Origin of the sequence: Synechococcus sp. 65AY6A5, assembly GCF_002760415.1 — a bacterium.
GTDB lineage: Bacteria > Cyanobacteriota > Cyanobacteriia > Thermostichales > Thermostichaceae > Thermostichus.
This window is the reverse complement of record NZ_AXUW01000001.1, coordinates 2,165,673-2,185,332: the sequence shown is the minus strand read 5'-3', so window position 1 is coordinate 2,185,332 and position 19,660 is coordinate 2,165,673. Positions and strand designations below refer to the sequence as shown.

Sequence of the window (19,660 nt, the reverse complement as noted above, 5' to 3'; positions counted from 1 at the left end):
TGAGTAGGTACTGCCATTAGAGGGAGATGACTCGATGGCGCTGCAGCAGGCGGAGGAGCTCGGCTCCCAGTTGATCCACCAGGTGCTGCGGATCGCCGATTTTCAAAAAGCTGCTGCCTTCCACCTCAAAGGGAAAGGATCCCTCGATGCCGTGGCGGGGCAGTTGCACCAGCAGCAGTTGCTCGGGGCGCTTCGATTGCAGGGCATAGCCCAGCTCCAGACAGACCTGTGGGCTGGGCAGAGGCCGCCCCCGGCCATTGACCTGCACAGGGGTGACATCGGCCACCACCAGCAACGCCTGCTTGAGCTTGCGAATCAGCGCTGCGTCGATGAGGGGTGTCTCTGGGGATCCCTGCAGTTGTAGCGGAAGAACCGGCTGATGATGGCGGTTAATGGCCTCCACCACCGTCTGCAACGCCTGGTGCAGCGTGGCGCTGGAGTCGGGGTAATCTGATTGGCCACAGAAGTAGATGGCCGGCTCCGTGATGCTTAGGGCAGCCCGCTTATTGAAGTAGATCTCGCGGCTGATTAAATCGAGGTTGGAGATGCTGTAGGCGCCGCTGCCCTCGATGTAAAACTCCACCAGCTCCCCTTCCAAGTAGCGCTGCCACCAGACAGAGGCCTTCACCTGCTCCACATCGTCGAGGAAATCGGCTCGCATCGCCGTTTTCAGGAGGCCGGTACGGCTTAGGCGCAAGTCAGGGGCTCGCTGTTGCACTTGGGAGGCAGACAACACCGAATCCAAATACCAGGCTCTCAAGACAATGATCGCCATCGGATCCCTCTGCGCTTAGCCTCAAAGGTACCTGATTTTGGCCGGCTATCCAAGTCAGCCTAGGCGCAGGGCCAGATCCAGCAGCCGGTGAGCCAGGGTCGATTTGGTGGCCAACGGGAGCAGTTCCGGGTTGCCCTGCCGCGGGATCCAGTAGCCTTGGTTGTGGCTGCTGCCAAAGCCGCTCTCCGGCTGGTCGATGGGGTTGGCCACAATGGCGTCCAGCCCTTTCTGCTGCAGCTTCTCCTTGGCCGGGGGGAGAGGATCCCCGCTCTGGGCAGCAAAGCCGATAAGAAGCTGGCCGGGACGTCGGTGACGGGCTAGGGCTGCCACCAAATCGGGGACAGGCTCCAAGGGCAGCAGCAGGGGCAGCTCGGCCTTGGCCAGCTTGCCCGCATAGGTCTGCGTGGGCCGCACATCCCCCACTGCCGCTGCCATCCAGAGCACGTCCACCTGGGGAAACTCCGCCCGCAAAACCTGCTCCAGTTGGGCTGCTGTCTCCACCGGGATGGCCCGAATGGCGAAGGGTGCTGGATCAAAGGGGATCCCCAGCGGCCCATGCACCAGCGTGACTTCGGCCCCCCGACAGGCGGCGGCCACCGCCAGCGCCACCCCCATCCGCCCACTGGCCGGGTTGCCGATAAAGCGCACCGCGTCGATGGGCTCGCGGGTGCCTCCTGCCGTCACCAACACCCGCTTCCCTTGCCAGTCTTTTTGCCCCCCTGTCCAGAGCAGAGCCCGCACATACTCCTGCAGCGCCTCTGGCTCCAGCAGGCGCCCTTCCCCCACCGCATCGCAGGCCAGGCGGCCCCTGGCCGTGGGCAAGGCCCAGAAGCGGGGATCCCGTTGCAGCCGCTGCCAATTCTCGGCCACTGCTTCAGCCTTCCACATGTGGGTATTCATGGCCGGCGCCAAGGCCACCGGACAGTGGGAGGCCAAAACCACGTTGGTGAGCAAATTGTCCGCCAGCCCCTGGGCCAGCTTGCCCAAGGTGTTGGCCGAAAGCGGCGCAATCAGGAGAGCCTCGGCCCATTCCCCCAGCTCGATGTGCAGCGGCCGTCCCCGCGCAGCTTGCCAGAACTCGGCATCTGTAAAAGCCGGCTGACGGGACACAGTGGCAAACGTCAGCGGGGAGATAAACTGTTGTGCAGCTTGCGTCAAAACCACCCTCACCTCTGCCCCCTGCTGGGCCAGAGCAGACACCAAAACCGCAGTTTTGTAGGCAGCAATTCCCCCGCTCACCCCAACCAGCAGACGCCGCCCCGACCAAAAGGGATCCATATCAGCGAATACTCAAACAGCCCTGTTTCCAGTTTCCCTGCCTTTGCCAGCAACACAACAGGAATCCCTCGCCCAAAGTGCTAGGGCTCAGGCCGCCGATCCCGCCGAGAACAGCACTTGCGAGCCTAGGGCTTGCCTGGGGAGAACCCCTCTTTCGCAAGTCCGACCTCGACTCTACAGGTTCTGTCCCGCAGGGGGAATTCGCTACTGCTGTTTTGCGCACTCGCCTCTTCAGATCCCATTCCGCTTGCCGAACTTGTCTCCTCTAATAAGAAAGAGTTGAAGGCAACTTATTGCAATCGCTATTTGTTTTTGGCTACACTAACTGTTGTCCTTGAGCCATCTTGATATGACTACGACCGGTAAACCAAAACCACTCACTGGCCAAGAGCTCCTCGACAAGGTAACTTCGATGGGAAATGCGGATCGCAAGGAAAAAGCTCGCGCCTGTGGCTACGTCACCTATACCAAGAATGGTCAGGAGCGAGTGAATCTGATGCAGTTCAACAATGCCTTGCTGAAGGCAGTCGGTGTGGATCTCGATGCTAGTGATGAGAACGGTTCCCGCGGTCGGGCTCCGACTTACCGGGTTTCGGTTCACAAGAATGGCAACCTCCTCATCGGAGCTGCCTACACCAAGAAGATGGGCCTCAAGCCGGGGGATCAGTTCGAGATCAAGTTGGGCCACCACAACATCAAGCTAGAGCGCATCGACTGATTTCCTGTCGCCTGCCTTGTCGAGGTTCTCTCTGCTGATAACAGCGTTTCAGCTTGGGTAAAGCCCTCGATGGTTAGGGAAGAGCGAGATGCTTCTTTCCCTCCATCGTCACCCTGTTTTTAGGCGGACAAGGGATCCTCGTATTCGTTGAGGATCCCTATCTGTCTGTATCATCTGTATCAATAGGTATCAATTGATGGCTGAAGCGCAGAGGGCTTCGTTATTCTGACAAAAGTTAAAGTTCATGAGGGCGGCGGCAATGTACACTCCAACTGCACAGAACCTGGCCCGTCGGTGGCGACGCTGGCGAATTTGGGTGGGGCTGGTGGTGTTGGCAGTGGTGTTCTGGGCCGTTCAGCCTCATCTGCAGGTTGAGTCGCAATCGAATGCGCCGCTGCAGTGGGTCTCCTCTCAGCCAGCCCCCGAGCAGCAGGATGTTTTTGTGGACGGGGTTCTACGGCTGCAATTCGATCGGCCGCTGGATCCCAATCTACAACGGCTGGCGGTTCAGTTGGAGCCGCCGGCAGCGGTCATTTTCGACGTGCAGGGAGACGAGTTGTTGCTTAAACCTCGGGATCCCTTGCGCTTTAGCACCGACTACACCCTCACGATCGCGCCGCAGGAGGGGCTGCCGCTGGAGCAGACCATCCAACTGCGCTTTCGCACCGAGCCGCAGTTTACCTACGAGCGGGACATCAAGCCGTTGCTGGAGGCCAGTTGTGTCGGCTGCCACCAGCCGGCAGGGCGACAGCGCACCCAGTTGCTGGACAGCTACGAAGCGGTTCTGGCCTACGTCAAGCCAGGGGATCCCAACAGCGAGTTGATCGATCCCCGCTGGACGCGCCGCCACGCCACCATCCTCAACGCCAACAACCCCAACCGCCCTCAGGCCCGCGGCGGATCCCCGGAGATCGCCTACCTCCAGGCCCGCGGGCTGCCCCTCTCTCGTCTGGGCTTTTGGACGCCGGAGGAGGTGGAGATCGTCCGCACTTGGATCGTCCAAGATGGGGCCCCCCGCAGCAGCGCCCGCGCTCAGGCGGGCAACTAGTCTCACCGCCATGACCGCTCCCCAACCGCTAGCCACCGTCATCCAGGGATCCCTGAGTCGGGGCTTGGAAGCTCGCCTCAACCCCGGTGTCTCGGTAGAAGACCTGCGGGTGGGCAAGTTTGTGGTGATCCAGGGGGAGCGCCACCGCTTCTTCGGCCTGCTCACCGACGTTACCTTAGCAACCAGCAACCCGCAGATCTTGGTCAATCCCCCCCGCCCGGAAGAGACCCTGCTGCAGGAGGTGCTGGCGGGTACCGGCACCTACGGGGTTATCGCCCTCACGCCCATGCTGATGCTGGTGCCGCGGCAGACGGAAGCAGAGAGGCTGTATCCCCTCATCGATCCCAAGCGGCCAGACGACTGCGGCTCAGCCCCTCCTGCTGCCGAGGCGATGGAGCTGTTGCCGGTGAAAACGGTGCCGGCCCACTTTTCCCAGGTGTACGAGGCGCGGGAGCTGGACTTTCGCACCGTCTTCGGCTGGGAAGACGACCCCACTCGGCGCAACTTCGCCATCGGCCAACCCTTGGACATGGCGGTGCCCATTTGTCTGGATCTGGATCGCTGGGTGGAGCGCAGCAACGGCATCTTCGGCAAGTCCGGTACCGGCAAATCCTTTTTGGCCCGCCTGATCCTGGCGGGCATCATCCGCAAACGGGCGGCGGTAAACCTGGTTTTTGATATGCACTCTGAGTATGGCTGGGAGGCGGCCAGCGAGGATAGGCAGGCCACCACCGTCAAGGGGCTGCGGCAGCTCTTCCCCGGCCAGGTGCAAATCTATACCTTGGATCCCGATTCCACGCGGCGGCGAGGGGTGCGGGATGCCCGCGAGCTGTTTATTGCCTACAACCAGATCGAGGTGGAGGATCTGGCGCTGTTGGCAGAGGAGCTCAACCTCTCCGAGGCCAGTCTGGAAAACGCCATTATCCTGCGCAACGAGTTTGGCCGCGACTGGATCAGCCGTCTTTTGAGCCTTTCCAACGCCGAGATTCAGGAGTTTTGCGAGCAAAAAATGGGCAACAAGGCCTCGATCCTGGCCCTGCAGCGCAAGCTCACCCGTCTCGACGACCTCAAGTACATCCGCAACAGCCTGCCCCACAACTACATCGGCGAGATCCTGGAGGCCCTCAGCCGCGGCATTCACGTGGTCATCGAGTTCGGATCCCAGTCCAACCTGCTCTCCTACATGTTGGCGGCCAACGTCATCACCCGCCGCATTCACCAGGCCTATGTGCAGCAGACGGAGCGGTACTTGCAGTCCAAAAATCCCCTCGACCGGCCCCGGCAACTGTGCATCACCATCGAGGAAGCGCACCGCTTTCTGGATCCGCGGGCGGCCAAGCAGACCATTTTCGGCACCATCGCCCGCGAGATGCGCAAGTACTTTGTGACGCTGCTGGTGGTGGATCAGCGCCCTTCCAGTCTCGACCGCGAGGTGATGTCGCAGTTGGGCACCCGCATCACGGCCCTTCTCAACGATGACCAAGATATCGAGGCTGTGTTCACGGGTGTAGCCGGCAGCCAGAACTTGAAAACGGTGCTGGCCAAGCTGGATTCCAAACAGCAGGCCCTGGTTCTCGGCCATGCCGTGCCCATGCCGGTGGTGGTGCAAACCCGCTCCTACGACCAGAGGTTCTACGCCGAGATCGCCGATCCCGATTGGTCAGAGGCCGCCGATGCGGAGGTGCTTTGGGCAGCTCAGAAGGCCAAGGAGGAACTGGGGCTGTAGGGAGGGCTGCCCCACAGCCCGGTCATCAGGCGCAGCAAAAAGCGCCGCAGCGGCGGAAAGCGTATCATCCCTATCAAAACCAAGCGCCGCAAGACCACCAGGGGCCAGTAGGAGTTGGAGAAAGTGCGGGTGAGGAGATCCGTAAAGAGCAACACCACCCAGTTTTCCCAGCGGCGACGGCGACCGTAGCGCCGCAGGACTTGGACCTCTCCCAAATCCTCCTGTCGTCTCCAGGCGTCCAGCAACACTTGGGCCAAGGCAGCGGCATCGCGGATGCCGAGGTTCAGCCCTTGGCCAGCTACGGGATGACAGTGGTGAGCGGCGTCCCCCACCAAAGCCAGGCGGTGCTGATAGTAGCGGCGGCTCTGGCGCAGGCGGGCCGGGAAGACTTGGGGCGGGTTCAGCAAGGTAAGGTAGCCGCCCTGGTCGCCGTAGTAGCGCTGCATCTCGGCCAAGAAGTCGGCCTGGGAAAGGGCCAGCGTGGCCTTGGCCTGCTCGTGGGGCAGGATCCAGACCACCTGGCAGCGGTTGCCGGGCAGGGGCAGGATGGCGAAGGGGCCGGCAGGCCAAAAGCGCTCGTAGGCGACGTTTTGGTGGTCTTGGGCAGGGGCCACCAGGGCGGTGATACACGACTGCCAGTAGTCCCAGCCGTCGCTCGGGATCCCTGCCCGCTGGCGCACTTGGGAGCGCAGGCCATCGGCGGCTACCACCAGGGAGGCGGCCAGCCGGCGGCGGCCTTGGGTCGTTTCCAGCTCTACCTCAGCCGCAGCCTCCCCGTAGGTTACGCTCTCCACCCTGGCTTCGTAGTAGCAGGTGATCTGGGGATCGGCAGCCACCCGCTCCTGGAGCACCTGCTGCAGCCGAGCATGTTCGCCGCAGTAGAAAACTGCCGTTTCCCCCACATCCTCCGGCCTAAACGTCACCCGCTGGGGAGCGTCGGCGTCGGTCAGAATCACCTGGGCAAAGGGTGTGATGTGGGGAGCCAGCGCCTCCCACACCCCGATGGCCCGAAAGATGCGGATCGACAACGGCGAAAGGGCATAGGCCAAGGGGCGCTGCCTGACTGCCTCAGCCGACTGGGCCTCAATGAGGGCCAAGCGCAGGCCGGATCCCTGCAGGGCACAAGCTAGGGTCAAGCCCGCAATGCCGCCGCCGACGATGATCACGTCGTAAACGGCTGCCAAGGTAGTCGGAGTGGGAGCAAGGGTTGTCATTTCTAGTGCTGAGTGCTGTGGGCAACTACTTCTGGGCGGGCGGAGTTTGCCGGCGTGGCGGCCCGCACCGCTCGGAACATGCCAAAGCGGCAGAGGCCAGTGCCGAAGGCCAGGCGCATGAGCAAGAAAGTGGGCACCTCCCGCAGCGACTTGATCAAGCCCACCAAGCCAAACTTCAGCAACCCTTCGGGACGGACAACCCCCTGCCAGATGGAATCCAGCCAAGAAGGAAGAGTTTCTTGCGTCCAGTCGGCAGTTTGCACCTGTCCTTCCACCAGGCCCGTGGCTTGCAACTGTTCGGCAAACCCCTCGATGCTGGAAAAGGCGGGGTGCGACCACTGATCCAACAACTGCCGCATCACCAGCCGCTCCCAGAAGTTGAGGGGCTTTTGACGGTCGTCGCGCTGGTTCCAGTCCGCCACCACCAAGATGCCGCCTGGCTTGAGCACCCGCAGCATCTCGCTGGCGTAGCGAGCCTTGTCCGGCATGTGGGGCCCCGCCTCGATGGACCAGACCACATCAAAGCTGGCGTCGGGGAAGGGCAGGTTGAGGGCGTCGGCCACCTGAAACCGGACGGGCAGATCGGGGGGGGTGAGCTCCTGGGCCCGCTGCACCTGCTGCGGGCTGATGGTGATGCCGGTCACCACAAAGCCATAGTCGCGGGCCAAGATGCGACAACTACCGCCAATGCCGCAGCCCACATCCAACACCGTCGTCCCCGGCGGCAGCCGATCCAGCCCGCCCCAGCGCACCATCTCGTGGACAAAGTCGTGCTTGGCCTGGATGAAGTTCTTCCGCCGCGGCGGGGATCCGTAGTGGCCCAGGTGAATATGCTCGCCCCAGTAGAACTCCAGGATCCCGTCTCGCGTCCATTCGTCGTAGGCGCGGGCTACCGATTCAGGAGAGCGGTACTTGCGGGCGGTCAACAGGTAGGCTCCCAATCCTATAGCTAGGAGCAGGACTAGGCCCCAAAAAACCCAGAGTGTTGGATTCATTAGAACTACCTTGAGATGGCTAGAGATGGCAATTGATGATTGTTGCTGCGGTGGCAACAGACACAGCGGGGATCCCTTCTGGCCTCCGTTGATCCAGCGGAGCAAAGCCCCACTCTCATCTTGCCCTATTTGCCAGCCGCAAGGCGGCCTAGGAGTGTCGTAGCCGCACGGTTGCCCGCGGAGGAGACGCTGGCCTGAGCAACCTTGCCGGGGGCTAGGTGGCCTGGAGCTCCTCCCTTAGACGCTGAGTGGCTGCCACCATGTTTTTCAGGGCAGGGATCACTTCCTCCCAGCGGCGGGTTTTTAGGCCGCAGTCGGGGTTGACCCAGGTTTGCTCTAGCGGCAAGTGGGCCACTCCCAGGCGCAGTTGCCGGAGAATCTGCTCGGTGTCGGGCACCGCCGGGCTGTGAACGTCGTAAACGCCGTTGCCTACCTGGTGGCGATAGCCGGCTTGGGCAATCTGCAGCAAGGTTTTGTTGCTGCTGCGGCTGTTTTCGATGGAGAGGACGTCGGCATCCAGACGCTCGATGTGCTCGATGATGTCCCCGAACTCCGAGTAGCACATGTGGGTGTGGATCTGGGTTTCGGGCTTGGCGCCAGCGGTAGTCAGGCGGAAGGCCTCCACCGCCCAACTTAAGTATTCTGGCCAGCGCTCTTTTTTCAAGGGCAGCCCCTCTCGCAGCGCTGGCTCGTCCACCTGCACCATCGCGGCTCCGGCAGCTTCCAAGTCGGCCACCTCTGCCCGCAGGGCCAGGGCAATTTGCAGGGCCTGCTCGCGACGGGAAACGTCAACGCGGGGGAAGGACCAGTTGAGCATGGTTACCGGCCCTGTCAGCATCCCCTTGACCGGCTTTTGAGTCAGAGATTGGGCCACCTTGAACTCCCGCACCGTCATGGGGCGAGGGCGAGACACGTCGCCGTAGAGAATGGGGGGACGCACGCAGCGGCTGCCATAGCTCTGCACCCAGCCGTGCTCGGTAAAGGCAAAGCCCTGCAGTTGTTGGGCGAAGTATTCCACCATGTCGGTGCGCTCGAACTCACCATGCACCAGCACATCCAGGCCAATTTCTTCTTGGATGCGGATGCACTTGGCAATTTCGGCGTCGATGGCAGCTTCGTATTCGGCCTGGGAGATCTCGCCCTTTTTGTACTTGACCCGCCACTGCCGGACTTCGGGGGTTTGGGGAAAAGAGCCGATGGTGGTGGTCGGCAGCGGTGGCAGCTTGACCTGCCGGCCTATACGCTGCTCGTAGGGAAGGGAGCGCTGGAAGTCCTGCGCCGTCAGGTTGGCCAAGGCCTGGCGCACTGTAGAGTTGGGGGGATTGAAGTCCTGGAAGGCCTGCCACTGCTGCTCCAGCTCCTGCTGCTGGGCGGCGGTGTCTTCGCCGTTGAGGGTGCGGGCCAGCAGAACCACCTCGGCCAGCTTCTGCTCGGCAAAGCTGAGAACATTGCGCAAAGGCTCTGGCAGGTGGGTTTCCAGAGCAGCGTCGTGGGGCACAAATTGGAGCGAGCAAGAAGGCTGCACCCGCAGGTTGGGGGCTAGGGCTTGCAGCTCTTGCAGAGTGGCCAGAACGGCTTTGGGCTGGATCTGCCAGATGTTGCGCCCGTCCACTACCCCCGCCCCCAGGATCTTGTCGGCGGGGAAGCCGTGGGCTCTGACCAGTTCCAGGTTGTGGCCGCGGGTGAAGTCGAGGCTGAGGCCAGCTACCGGAAGCTCCACCGCCCAGGGGTAAGTCTCCCCCAAGTCGTCAAAGTAGGTAACCAGGTGGAGAGGGATCCCCACGCTTGCAAGCCAGCGGTAGGTCTGCTCCACCGCTTCCTGAAGACTTTTGCCTTCGCTGGTCACCAAGATGGGCTCATGGACTTGCACTTCCCGGATCCCCAGGCGCTGCAGCTCCTGCAAGAGTTCTCTGTAGAGAGGAAGCAGCTTCTCCAGATCCCCCCGCAACTCGCCAGAGCGCTGGCTTAGAGCAAGAAGGGTAACCGGACTGAGGAGGACGGGGCTGGTGCGGTTTCCTAGGATCCCTTGCGCCCGTCGCACCGTGGCCAGGAAGTCGTCGAAATGGGCCTGAGGGATCGCGTCGGCCTCAATTTCCGGCACCAGGTAGTGGTAGTTGGTGTCAAACCACTTGGTCATTTCCAAGGCCGGCAGCCCCTCCTGCCCCCGCGCCATGGCAAAGTAGCGCTCCAGGCCTGATAAGCTCTGAAACCGGGAGGGAATCAGCCCCAGCCAGGTGGCCCAGTCCAAAACGTGGTCGTAGAGGGTTTGATCTCCTACGGCAATGTGGTCGAGGTTGGCCTGTCGCTGGGTTCGCCAGGCCTGACTCTCCAGATCCTGCAGCGTCGCCAACAAGGCTTCCGCCTCCAGGGTGCCGCCCCAAAAGGCCTCCAGGGCTTTCTTCAGCTCGCGGCGCTTGCCCATGCGGGCATAGCCTAGGGTTTGAGTTTCAATGGCCATAAGGTACCTTGTCCTGAATCGAATTCGGTAATTGAGGTTGCCGCCAGTTGTCATCCAACCTAGGCAGCAAGAGATGGCCGCCGACATGCCTATCGGTGGCATCCCGGCAGAAGGTTTTCCCTAGGCCAGGAAACCTGCCGGAGCTGTCAAGGCGTTCCTTCACCCTGGCGGCTTGCCCACTCTGCACAGGGGGATGCCCAGAGGACTCTTTTGTGCAACCAAAGCGAGCAACCGTCCTCCTAGCTGCCCCTGAGCTAACTGCTCAGCTCTCTTGTCCGCGCTTTTGACTGAGTGCCTACGATCCGAGAGCGTCGAAAATCCGTAAGCAGGCCGATGAAAAAACTTCGAGACGGGAACGGGCTAACGTCAAAATGGGGAGCATATCTGTACCTCGCAGATATGGTGAACTGTGGAAAAACCGCCGGCGGGCATTCTGACTTGCTCAGTTTTGGAGGGGCTGGCTTGCGTCTCAAGGCCTCTTGCAACAACGAACTAGGGATCCCAAGTCCAAAACCGGCTCACAGCTGCGGGACAGCGGCAGATTCTCACTGCACTTTCCCCGTTGCCTCTGACGGCTGATCCCCGTCAGAACCGACAGTAGACTTTATCCTATCACTGGTTTTAGCGGGACTGGGCGGATTTGAACCGCCGACCTAGCGCTTAGGAGGCGCTTGCTCTATCCAGGCTGAGCTACAGCCCCAGGTCAGGTACCTCACTGATACTAGCAGAGAGGCTAGGGGGTATCGCCGCAAGGCTGCCGAGCAATAGCGTTCTTATGGAATTGCTGGAACAAAGGCTTTGCTTTCTGACACAAAACCCAACGCGGCGGCTCACCCCAGTAGTACTCTTTTTTCCAAATGGGCAAGCGCTCCTTGATTGCATCAATGATGTAACGTGCTCCAGCAAAAGCGGCGCCGCGATGTTCAGCTGTAGCACCAACCCAAACCGCAATATCACCAATTGCAAGATGACCCTGGCGGTGACAGGCAACAGCACCGCAGAGGCCAAACTTGGCGTGGGCTTCTCGGAGGATCTTCTCGCCCTCCTTCTGGGCAAGGATCTCGTAGACTTCGTACTCCAAGCTGAGAACAGGTTTGCCCTGGCTGTGGTTGCGTACCCAGCCCTCGAAGGTTACTAAGGCACCCGCTGTGTTATTGACGAGCAAACGACTGAGTTCAGCTGGCTGGATGGTGCTATCCACAATTAGAAAACGCAGCATTTAGCCCCCACAAACTGGTGGAATGAAAACTACCAAGGCACCTTCATCTATCGGCCTAGTCAAGTCACAGAACTCATGATTGACAGCAACCTTAACGTCCTCCGCTGCTAGCGAAAATCCATACTTTGCTTGCAGCTGCTGATAGAGCTCTAGGTAGTTTGCTGCACTGGTTTGCAGCACTTCGCTGCTCCGCTGAGCCTGTTCCCGCAGCACTGCTACATATTGAATTGTTACGGTCTTACTTAGGACAGATTGAGTTACCATGGCTGCAACTACCCCAAACTGATTGGAAAGTGGCATACTCCTCGGCGGTATTGACGTTCATGAGCTCGACCTCATGGTTGGGGGTAACTAGGGTGCAGGGCTGCCTGCTGAGGATTTCCACAGGGCAGTACACCCCTTCCGCGTAAGCCCTTTCTAGTACCGCTGCAGCTTGAGGAGTATAGATGGCGCAAAGAGCTTCCGGGAAGCCGCGCTCGGGGTTAACATAGCAAGTTGCGATTGTTTCGGCTTGGTAGTGATCCAGCAGCTTTTGGATTGTTTCTGACCGAAGGTTCAGTAGATCACAGGCAACAACCAACCAGTTAGCTTCAGGATGAGTATTCAAGGCAGTCAATAGGCCACTGATCGGGCCAACGCTTTCTACTAGATCTGGTAGTGTGGGCAAGAGCTCTAGAGCTGTGCCCGACCACTGACCGGCACGCGCTGACAAGTAAACCTGCTGGCAGTAGGGCTGCAGCAGTTCATAGAGATAGGCGGCGTGGGGTTTGCCAAAAGGGTTCAGCAGCGCTTTATCGCGACCCATGCGCTTGCTACGTCCCCCTGTGAGCACCAAGCCATAGAGGGGACGTTCCAGGAGGGCGTTTTTGCCGCCGGACTTAGTTACTAGGCGGGTCTCCTGGATGCAGATATGGGGCGACACCGACTTGCACATGTCATAGATTGTCAGCGCTGCTGTTGCCGCACCACAGAGAGCTTCCATTTCAACCCCTGTCTTAGCGCTGGTCTTGACAGTGCAGTGGATGGTTACAAGCAAGTGATCATCAATTGTGATATCAAAGGTGCAGTCTTCAACAGGGATCTGATGACAAAAGGGGATCAGTTGGTCAGTTCTTTTAACAGCCATTGTACCGGCAATGGTTGCTGTCTGAAATACCGGTCCTTTTTTCAGGTGGATATCTTGGCCAACAACATAGGATCTGAGAGCAGGTGGCAGTTGAACTCTTGCCCGTGCTGTGGCCGTTCGCAAAGACACCGATTTGTGGCTAATATCTACCATATGCGGATGGCCTTGAGCATTAAGATGGGCCCATGTACGATCAGCTTTGTCCATAGAGCTAGCCCCCTAAGCCGTACATTGGGTGTGAGACCTGCTCAACCCGGCGCAGTGGTTTCATCCCCAAAAGCTGCTGGTAAATTTGCTGACGTTGGCCTGGTGTTTTGTCTCGAACCGAGAGACCCTCCTCACTAAATAGGCAGGCAAAGAGACGACCATCAGCTGTCAAGCGCCACCGGGAACAGCTGCTGCAGAAGGGCTGAGACTCAGAGGCAATAAATCCAACTTTAACATTCTCGTCGATTGTAAAGTAAAACGCTGTCGAATCAGGTGCCGCTGGAAGGGGGGTTAGAGTATAGCGTTCTTGCAGACGGGCAATGCACTCTTGTGCTGAAACGTAGTGTTCTTCATAGAGAGAGTTGGCATAGCCGACCCGCATCAGCTCCAGAAAGCGAACTGTCACGCCTGTCTTGCGGGCAAACTCAACGAAATCAAATAGCTCGCAATCGTTGATCCCCCGCATTACAACCGTATTGACTTTGAGGCTAAATCCCCGGGCAATACCCTCCTGGATATTACGGAGAATATCCGCCAGGCAGTCGCGACGGGCAATTGCAGCTTGGGTGGAGGGCTGTAGGCTATCGAGGCTAACATTAAGGTTGAGAACGTTGGCAGCCTTGAGAACGTCCCAGTAGCGGTGGAGCAGCAGGCCATTGGTTGTTAGGCTGAGGGACGGGATCTTCAGCTTGGCAAGTTCCTGAATGACTTCATCAAAGTCTTGCCGAACCAGAGGCTCACCACCTGTAATGCGAACTTCTTCAATGCCATAGTCCAGCAACTCGCCAATAATTTCTTTGTATTGCTGCGGAGTTAAGTAGCTACTTTTGTCCAGAAATTCTGGATGCAAAGGCATGCAGTAGCGGCAGCGAAGGTTGCATTGATCGGTTAGAGAAACCCTTAGCTTGCGAATGCGACGATTCCATTGATCCACTAGCTGCATCTTAGTACCACGGATAGAATTGGATGCTTTGCTCGGGGCTGAGGATAGTTTGAGCCGGGGGTAACTCTACAAAGCCATCGCTGTCTGTTAGAGCGATGAAGTCTCCGGAGTTGTTAGGCATAATCGGTGTAAAGACTCGGTTGGCGCTCATCTTAACGGGCACAAAAAGAGTGAGATTGGGTTTGAAGGTAATGACTTCACTTAGGTGCCCAGAGTCAGTGTTACGGTTGAGGAGATAACGATGCAAACATACAAGAGCTGAGATGGGGTTGCCTGGGAGGCCCCAAACTATAGTATTGGCCTGATGGTCGATGCCAAACCACATTGGCTTGCCTGGCTTTTGCGCCACGCCGTGGATGTAGGCAGTAACACCACAGCTTTGCCAGATGGCCGGCAAGTAGTCACACTTTCCCCTTGAAACACCCCCAGAGTAAATCAAGAGGTCGTAGTTTGGGGTATTGGCTTGGTAGTGGGTGGCAATGGCAGCAGGATCGTCCGGAAGGTGATCGGTCTCAACCTCGGTATACCCGTAGGCAAGAAGAGCCGCTCGGAGGGCCTCAGCGTTGGAGCGCCGCAGTTGGTAGGGTGCAGGGGTTTGCTCAATGGGAATCAATTCGCTGCCAGTTGCCACAACTTTGATGCGAGGAGTCCTCTCAACTTGGATGCGGCTGTAGCCAAAGGAGGCCAAGATCCCGACGTGGATGCTCTTGAGGGTAATGCCGGGGCGGAGAACCAGCGCTCCTGCAGAACAATCGCTACCTTGGGGATGAACAAAATCACCCCTGTTGCGTTCGACTTCCTGGGTGATGGTGGCAATTCCTCCCTCGATACGAATTTGCTCGTAGGGAATGACGAGATCACTACCCAGCGGCAGGGCACAGCCAGTCATCACTTCCAAGCACTGCTGCGGATCGGGCAGGGTGGCAGGGCTTGTCCCCGCAGGGGCTATGCCTGCAACAGCAAAGCTTCGCTGCCCAGCAGCATAAGCGGCATAGTTGATGGCGATACCGTCCATCAGGACCCGGTTAATTGGCGGGTAGTCCCGATCGGCGTAGATCGGCTCTGCCAAAACCCGGCCCACACAGCTTGCAATCGGGATCGACTCGGTTTTGGCTGGCAGCCAGTGGTCTTTAATAATGGCTTCAGCTTCCTGGACAGTGACCATAGGTGTGGGGTGCGGAAAATTCCTGAAAGGCGGGTAGGAAATTGCGGTTTTCGTGGCCAGGGCGACTGAGCTTAATGAGGGCAAAGCGCTGCAACGGGGTCAGCTTTTGCCATAGCTCAAGAGTCAGCACGACCCCCTTGGCTGCCGCCTGCTCAAGAACGCAGTCAGGGATGGTGGTAGCGTCTTCCCAGGCAGGGTTTGGATCAACAGTTACCTCAGCGGCCTGCTCTTGGCAGACACTTTCGATAAGGTGAATTAGGTAGGCGCGGTAGGCAGCTCGGTTGTCAGCAGTATCCGTTGGCAGGTCAACCAAACTTTGGCGCTGCTGGTAACTAAAACGCAGCCACTGATGTAACTTGAGCTTGATGCCGCACTGATCGAGCTTTAAGCGCACGATCATGGGAATGCAGCGAAGGCTGTCGGCAAAGTCTTGCTCAAACTTAAAGATCATTTTGGTGGCCGCTCGATGCGACTAAGCTTGACGGCACAGGCTTTGAGTTCAGGTTGCTTTGAGCTGGGGCAGGCAACCGGGTGGGTGAGAGCGTTACAGCTTGTATCATTGCCCCACAATGCCCCCCAGTGCATGGGCATGAACACTGTGCCAGGGCTGATGGCGCAGGTAATTTTAACCGGCAGGGTAGCCTTGCCGCGCCGTGATTCAATCCTCACCCAGTCACCCTCAGTTAGCCCTACCTTGCTGGCATCGCGGGGATGGATTTCGAGAAAGGGTTGGGGGTGCATTGCTCGGATTTTGGCGACATGTCCAGTGCGGGTTTGGGTGTGCCAATGGCCATAGAGACGTCCTGTGGTGAGGATGTAGGGATATTCAGGGTCGGGCGGCTCGGCAAGGCCGCGGGAATGGCTGGGGATAAAGCGGGCACGACCTGTGGGCGTTGGGAAACGGTGATCGGTATAGAGGTTGCGGGTCTCCACTGAACCTGTGCGCGGATATGGCCATTGCTGAGGCCCCTGGCGCAGGAGCTCATGGCTGAGGCCAGACTGATCGCAGAGACGCCCGGCAGTTAGACCCACATATTCGGCAAAGACCTCAGCGCTATCGGCAAAGTCAAATGCCTTGGCAAAGCCCAGGCGGCGGCCTACTTCCGCCCAAATTTCCCAATCAGCCCGCGCTTCACCAGGAGGGTTACGCCAAGCTGGACAGAGGGTAACGCGGCGCTCCGAATTGGTCATGGTGCCTGTCTTTTCGCCCCACTGGGCAGCAGGGAGTACCAGATGGGCATAGGCAGTGCTTTCGGTGGGGAAGTAGGCGTCTTGGACAATCGTAAAGGGCGACCGCGCCAGAGCTGCTTCTACCCGACGTAGATCAGGCAGGCTCACCAGGGGATTGGTGGCGGCAATCCACAAAATATCGAGGGCATCGGCTTCGAGGGCACGGATCATCCCCAGCGCATCAAGGCCAGGTTCAGGGTTAATTGGGCCAAGCTGCCAGTGCTGCTCCACTGCTGCCCGATCCTCTGGATTCGTAACCTTGCGGTAGCCGGGCAATAGATGTGCCAAGCCGCCCGCTTCTCGACCGCCCATAGCATTGGGCTGACCTGTTAGCGAAAAGGGCCCTGCCCCTGCAAACCCTATCTGGCCGGTGAGCAAATGGAGATTGATGAGGCTGGTCACCTTGGCCGTGCCTTCGCTGGACTGGTTAAGCCCCATCGACCACATGGAAAGCGTTTTCTGCGACTGCTGCCACAGTCGCGCAACAGCAAGTACCTCCTCAACTTCTAGGCCACAGCGGCTGGCTACTTGCTCAGGGGTGTAGTCGGCAACCAGGGCAGCATAGGCTTCAAAGCCTTCGGTGTGCTGGGCAATGAAGTCATGGTTGATGGCGCCCCACTGAATGAGTAGGTGAGCAATGCCATTGAGCAAGTCAATATCGCTACCTGGAGTAATCCTCAGATACAAATCGGCCTCCTCAGCCGTCTGCGTACGACGGGGATCCACCACAACAATCTTTAGGCTTGGGTCGCTTTTGTGGCGCTTGCGCAAGCGATTGAACAGAATTGGGTGGCATTCAGCGGTATTGGTGCCGATCAAAAAAGTCAGCTCGCAGCTATCGAGATCCGTGTAGCTACAGGGGGGGCCGTCCGAGCCGAGACTCTGGCTGTAGCCCTCTACGGCAGAAGACATGCAGAGGCGGGAATTGCTGTCGAAGTTATTGCTTCCTAGACACCCCTTAAGTAGCTTTTGGGCAATGTAGTAATCTTCGGTTAGCAACTGCCCTGAGCCGTAGATGGCAATCCTTTCGGGAGAGGTCTGGCGAATGCGCTCGACAATTAAATCCAGCGCTTGATCCCAGCTCACCGGCTGGAAATCCTCGCTGAGGCTAGGGCGATAGAGAGGCACCGTAGCCCGATTGCAATCGAGGGTTTCCAGGAGAGTCGCACCCTTAACGCAAACCATGCCCTGGCTGGACGGATGAGCTCGATCGCCGCGAATTTTTGTGCCGTCGGCCAGAATTTCTAGGCCACAACCAACCCCACAGTAGGGACAAAGGCTGCGTACGTTATCCATGTTCCCCCTCTGTTGTTACTTGGCTTGGTGTGGGCAAGGCGGCCGTAGGGAAAGAAGCTAGGGGTGTTGGGCCTAAGGCCTGCTTATCTAGCTGTCCTTGCCGCGGTTCTCACAAGTTCCAACGCCCCAGCCTAGAGACATTGACCTGGAACTTTTGTAGCTTGCGTTACTTTTTGCTCCTCACTATGCGGAAACATCATAGGAGGAATGCTTGAGCAGCATAGCCACCTCCTGCCAACTGCGGTTAGGTCTCTAGGCAAAGCAAGGGAGAAACAGGCAAGGAGTGCTCCTAAAGGCTCCGTCCCGCTAGACGAGGCGAGGAAAGTTTTAGGTCTGTAAAGGGCAACCTGAGATCTGAGATCAAGCTGCATAGGGGAGAAAGGCCCCCGAGTCGTTTGCACTTGGATACTGACGCTCCAAAGGGGAAGCAGACGCTGCTATGAGCTGACTTTCTCTTCATAAAGCCTATCTAATGCTCTGCCGTCGAGCAACTAAAGCTCCGCACGTCATGACCTTGATCAAGCTGCTGGCGGTAATCGTAATTGTCGGCATTCTCTCTGCTATTAGCATTCCCAATTTTCTTAACCACATTCGCCGTTCCAGAGTTGCAGAAGCCCAGACAGCTCTAGCAGCTATCGGCGGTGCTTCAGAAGTTTTCCGAATGGACTTCATGGTTTATCCTCCTGCCTACGCCGATATTGAATTTGGCGGGATCCACAGGGATCGCTATTTGCAAGATCCTTGGCAAGCCCCCAACTATCGTCTTCCTGAAGTTGTTCCTCCCACTGCCAGCTCAAGCGGCGTTCGTTGGATGACTGAGTCTCACACACATACAACTGTTAGTGGGGATCTCCTGCGCTGCGACCTTGGCTTAGGGGATCGCCAGCAAGAGGTTTTGGCCTCTGGCTACGACCTGCGCAGCTCTTGCAACCTCTATCGCTAGGAAGACAAGACTCGGGCAACTTGAGCTTGAGCTGCCGACTAGCTGTTCCATCGATTGGCCGGTTCTTAACCTGCTCGACAGGTGTTATCTTGAAAGCGCCTGTGAAAGGGGAAGCGGAGCTTTGGCCAGTAGCCTGCTGATCCGCAATGCCGAGCTGGTGGTACCGGAAGGGGATCCCTGGCTGGGAGATGTGCTGGTGAAAAACGGGCAGATTGCCGAGATCGGCCAGCATCTGGCTGCAGAAGGGGTGGCCAGGGTCATCGACGCCGAGGGCCATACCCTGATGCCGGGGGTGATCGACCCCCAGGTTCACTTTCGCGAGCCGGGCCGGGAGCACAAAGAAGACCTACAGACGGGATCCTGGGCCTGTGCCCGCGGCGGGGTAACCAGCTTTTTGGAGATGCCCAACACTGACCCGCTGACGATCGACCAGGCAACGCTGGATGACAAGTTGGCCCGGGCCGCCAGCAAGTGTGTGGTCAATTACGGCTTTTTCATCGGCGCTACCGCCGATAACTTGAAGGAGCTGCAGACGGTGCAGGGGGCTTGCGGCATCAAGATCTTCATGGGATCCATGCATGGTCCCTTGCTGGTGGACGACCAGGCGGTGCTGGAGCAGATCTTTGCCGAGACGGATCCCCATTTTGTTATCGCTGTCCACGCTGAAGATCACTCGCGGATTCAAGCTCGGCGGGCCCTCTTTGCCGGACGCACGGACGTAGCCGTTCACTCGCAAATCCAGGACGAGGAAGCGGCGCTCATCGCCTCGCGGCGGGCTTTGGACCTGGCCACCCGCTATCGCCATCGCCTGCACATTTTGCACCTTTCCACCGGCTTGGAAGTGGAGCTGCTGCGCCGGCACAAGCCCGCCTGGGTCAGCGCCGAGGTCACCCCCCAACACCTGCTGCTCAGCACTGCCGACTACGCCCGCCTGGGATCCCTGGCCCAGATGAACCCCCCCCTGCGGGATCCCGCTAACCTGGCCCAACTGTGGCAGGGGCTGCACGACGGGATCCTGGATTGCATTGCCACTGACCATGCCCCCCATACTCTGGAAGAAAAGGCTCAGCCCTACCCCCACTCCCCCTCGGGTATGCCGGGAGTAGAGACGGCCTTGCCCCTGATGCTGACTGCAGCGCAGCAGGGCCGCTGCACGCTGGCGCAGGTGGTGCAGTGGATGTGTGAGGCGCCGGCCCGCCTCTACCGGATCCCCAACAAAGGGCGGCTGCAGGTGGGCTACGACGCCGACCTGGTGCTGGTGGATCGCCACACACCCAAACCGGTGCGGCGGGAAGAGCTGCTGACCAAATGCGGCTGGA

At 59.0% G+C, this 19,660-nt stretch carries 17 protein-coding genes, 1 tRNA gene and 1 riboswitch; of the genes, 5 read left to right on the top strand and 13 right to left on the bottom strand.

Annotation, left to right across the window (positions count from 1 at the left end):
* Positions 1 to 16: 16 nt before the first annotated feature.
* Together SYN65AY6A5_RS10355 and coaBC are read right to left on the bottom strand one after the other, a co-directional pair.
* The gene (locus SYN65AY6A5_RS10355; RefSeq protein WP_011429080.1) at positions 17 to 775 is read right to left on the bottom strand and encodes a hypothetical protein; all 759 of its coding nucleotides are present in this window, start codon (positions 773 to 775) and stop codon (positions 17 to 19) included.
* Between the two features lie 54 nt (positions 776 to 829).
* On the bottom strand, positions 830 to 2,053 hold the full coding sequence (gene coaBC / locus SYN65AY6A5_RS10350) for a bifunctional phosphopantothenoylcysteine decarboxylase/phosphopantothenate--cysteine ligase CoaBC (protein WP_099812599.1): 1,224 nt from the start codon (positions 2,051 to 2,053) through the stop codon (positions 830 to 832).
* A gap of 412 nt (positions 2,054 to 2,465) precedes the next feature.
* Between coaBC and SYN65AY6A5_RS10345 the strand changes: the two genes are divergently transcribed.
* The 3 genes from SYN65AY6A5_RS10345 to SYN65AY6A5_RS10335 all read left to right on the top strand — a co-directional run bounded on the left by SYN65AY6A5_RS10345 (position 2,466) and on the right by SYN65AY6A5_RS10335 (position 5,545).
* Entirely contained in the window at positions 2,466 to 2,771 is a 306-nt protein-coding gene (locus SYN65AY6A5_RS10345) for an AbrB family transcriptional regulator (RefSeq protein WP_346426048.1), read from the top strand.
* Positions 2,772 to 3,030: 259 nt separating this feature from the next.
* Positions 3,031 to 3,819: an Ig-like domain-containing protein gene (locus SYN65AY6A5_RS10340; protein WP_011429083.1), complete on the top strand. Its 789-nt coding sequence runs from the start codon at positions 3,031 to 3,033 to the stop codon at positions 3,817 to 3,819.
* 10 nt (positions 3,820 to 3,829) lie between these two features.
* The gene (locus tag SYN65AY6A5_RS10335; RefSeq protein WP_041438042.1) at positions 3,830 to 5,545 is read left to right on the top strand and encodes an ATP-binding protein; all 1,716 of its coding nucleotides are present in this window, start codon (positions 3,830 to 3,832) and stop codon (positions 5,543 to 5,545) included.
* Here SYN65AY6A5_RS10335 and SYN65AY6A5_RS10330 read toward each other — a convergent pair.
* The 11 genes from SYN65AY6A5_RS10330 to SYN65AY6A5_RS10280 form a co-directional block, all read right to left on the bottom strand.
* A complete protein-coding gene (locus SYN65AY6A5_RS10330; RefSeq protein WP_099812597.1) occupies positions 5,515 to 6,759 on the bottom strand; it encodes an FAD-dependent hydroxylase in 1,245 nt (414 codons plus the stop codon). The two genes, SYN65AY6A5_RS10335 and SYN65AY6A5_RS10330, sit on opposite strands and share 31 nt — an antisense overlap.
* Positions 6,760 to 6,761: 2 nt before the next feature.
* Positions 6,762 to 7,754 carry a methyltransferase domain-containing protein gene (locus tag SYN65AY6A5_RS10325; RefSeq protein WP_011429086.1) on the bottom strand — a complete coding sequence of 331 codons (993 nt, stop codon included), beginning with the start codon at positions 7,752 to 7,754 and terminating at the stop codon, positions 6,762 to 6,764.
* Between the two features lie 214 nt (positions 7,755 to 7,968).
* Positions 7,969 to 10,212 carry a 5-methyltetrahydropteroyltriglutamate--homocysteine S-methyltransferase gene (gene metE, locus SYN65AY6A5_RS10320; RefSeq protein WP_011429087.1) on the bottom strand — a complete coding sequence of 748 codons (2,244 nt, stop codon included), beginning with the start codon at positions 10,210 to 10,212 and terminating at the stop codon, positions 7,969 to 7,971.
* A 405-nt stretch (positions 10,213 to 10,617) separates the two neighbouring features.
* Positions 10,618 to 10,823, bottom strand: a riboswitch (cobalamin riboswitch).
* A 14-nt stretch (positions 10,824 to 10,837) separates the two neighbouring features.
* A tRNA-Arg gene (locus SYN65AY6A5_RS10315) sits at positions 10,838 to 10,912 on the bottom strand.
* A 33-nt stretch (positions 10,913 to 10,945) separates the two neighbouring features.
* On the bottom strand, positions 10,946 to 11,431 hold the full coding sequence (locus SYN65AY6A5_RS10310) for a molybdenum cofactor biosynthesis protein MoaE (RefSeq protein WP_011429088.1): 486 nt from the start codon (positions 11,429 to 11,431) through the stop codon (positions 10,946 to 10,948).
* A complete protein-coding gene (locus SYN65AY6A5_RS10305) occupies positions 11,432 to 11,695 on the bottom strand; it encodes a MoaD/ThiS family protein (RefSeq protein WP_011429089.1) in 264 nt (87 codons plus the stop codon).
* Positions 11,670 to 12,764: a cyclic pyranopterin monophosphate synthase MoaC gene (moaC, locus tag SYN65AY6A5_RS10300; RefSeq protein WP_011429090.1), complete on the bottom strand. Its 1,095-nt coding sequence runs from the start codon at positions 12,762 to 12,764 to the stop codon at positions 11,670 to 11,672. Before moaC ends, SYN65AY6A5_RS10305 begins: the two co-directional genes overlap by 26 nt.
* A 4-nt stretch (positions 12,765 to 12,768) precedes the next feature.
* A complete protein-coding gene (gene moaA, locus SYN65AY6A5_RS10295) occupies positions 12,769 to 13,707 on the bottom strand; it encodes a GTP 3',8-cyclase MoaA (protein WP_011429091.1) in 939 nt (312 codons plus the stop codon).
* A 1-nt stretch (position 13,708) separates the two neighbouring features.
* Positions 13,709 to 14,872 carry a molybdopterin molybdotransferase MoeA gene (locus SYN65AY6A5_RS10290; protein WP_011429092.1) on the bottom strand — a complete coding sequence of 388 codons (1,164 nt, stop codon included), beginning with the start codon at positions 14,870 to 14,872 and terminating at the stop codon, positions 13,709 to 13,711.
* The gene (locus tag SYN65AY6A5_RS10285) at positions 14,850 to 15,323 is read right to left on the bottom strand and encodes a nitrate reductase associated protein (RefSeq protein ID WP_011429093.1); all 474 of its coding nucleotides are present in this window, start codon (positions 15,321 to 15,323) and stop codon (positions 14,850 to 14,852) included. The genes SYN65AY6A5_RS10290 and SYN65AY6A5_RS10285 overlap by 23 nt, the downstream gene beginning before the upstream one ends.
* Positions 15,320 to 17,398 carry a nitrate reductase gene (locus SYN65AY6A5_RS10280; protein WP_099884372.1) on the bottom strand — a complete coding sequence of 693 codons (2,079 nt, stop codon included), beginning with the start codon at positions 17,396 to 17,398 and terminating at the stop codon, positions 15,320 to 15,322. Before SYN65AY6A5_RS10280 ends, SYN65AY6A5_RS10285 begins: the two co-directional genes overlap by 4 nt.
* A 508-nt stretch (positions 17,399 to 17,906) precedes the next feature.
* On the opposite strand from SYN65AY6A5_RS10280, the gene SYN65AY6A5_RS10275 reads away from it, so the two are divergent.
* Positions 17,907 to 18,341 (top strand): hypothetical protein, encoded by a 435-nt coding sequence (locus tag SYN65AY6A5_RS10275; RefSeq protein WP_099812592.1) that lies wholly within the window; start codon positions 17,907 to 17,909, stop codon positions 18,339 to 18,341.
* A 121-nt stretch (positions 18,342 to 18,462) separates the two neighbouring features.
* The coding region (locus SYN65AY6A5_RS10270) for a dihydroorotase (RefSeq protein WP_099884620.1) at positions 18,463 to 19,660 on the top strand (1,198 nt) is incomplete at its 3' end.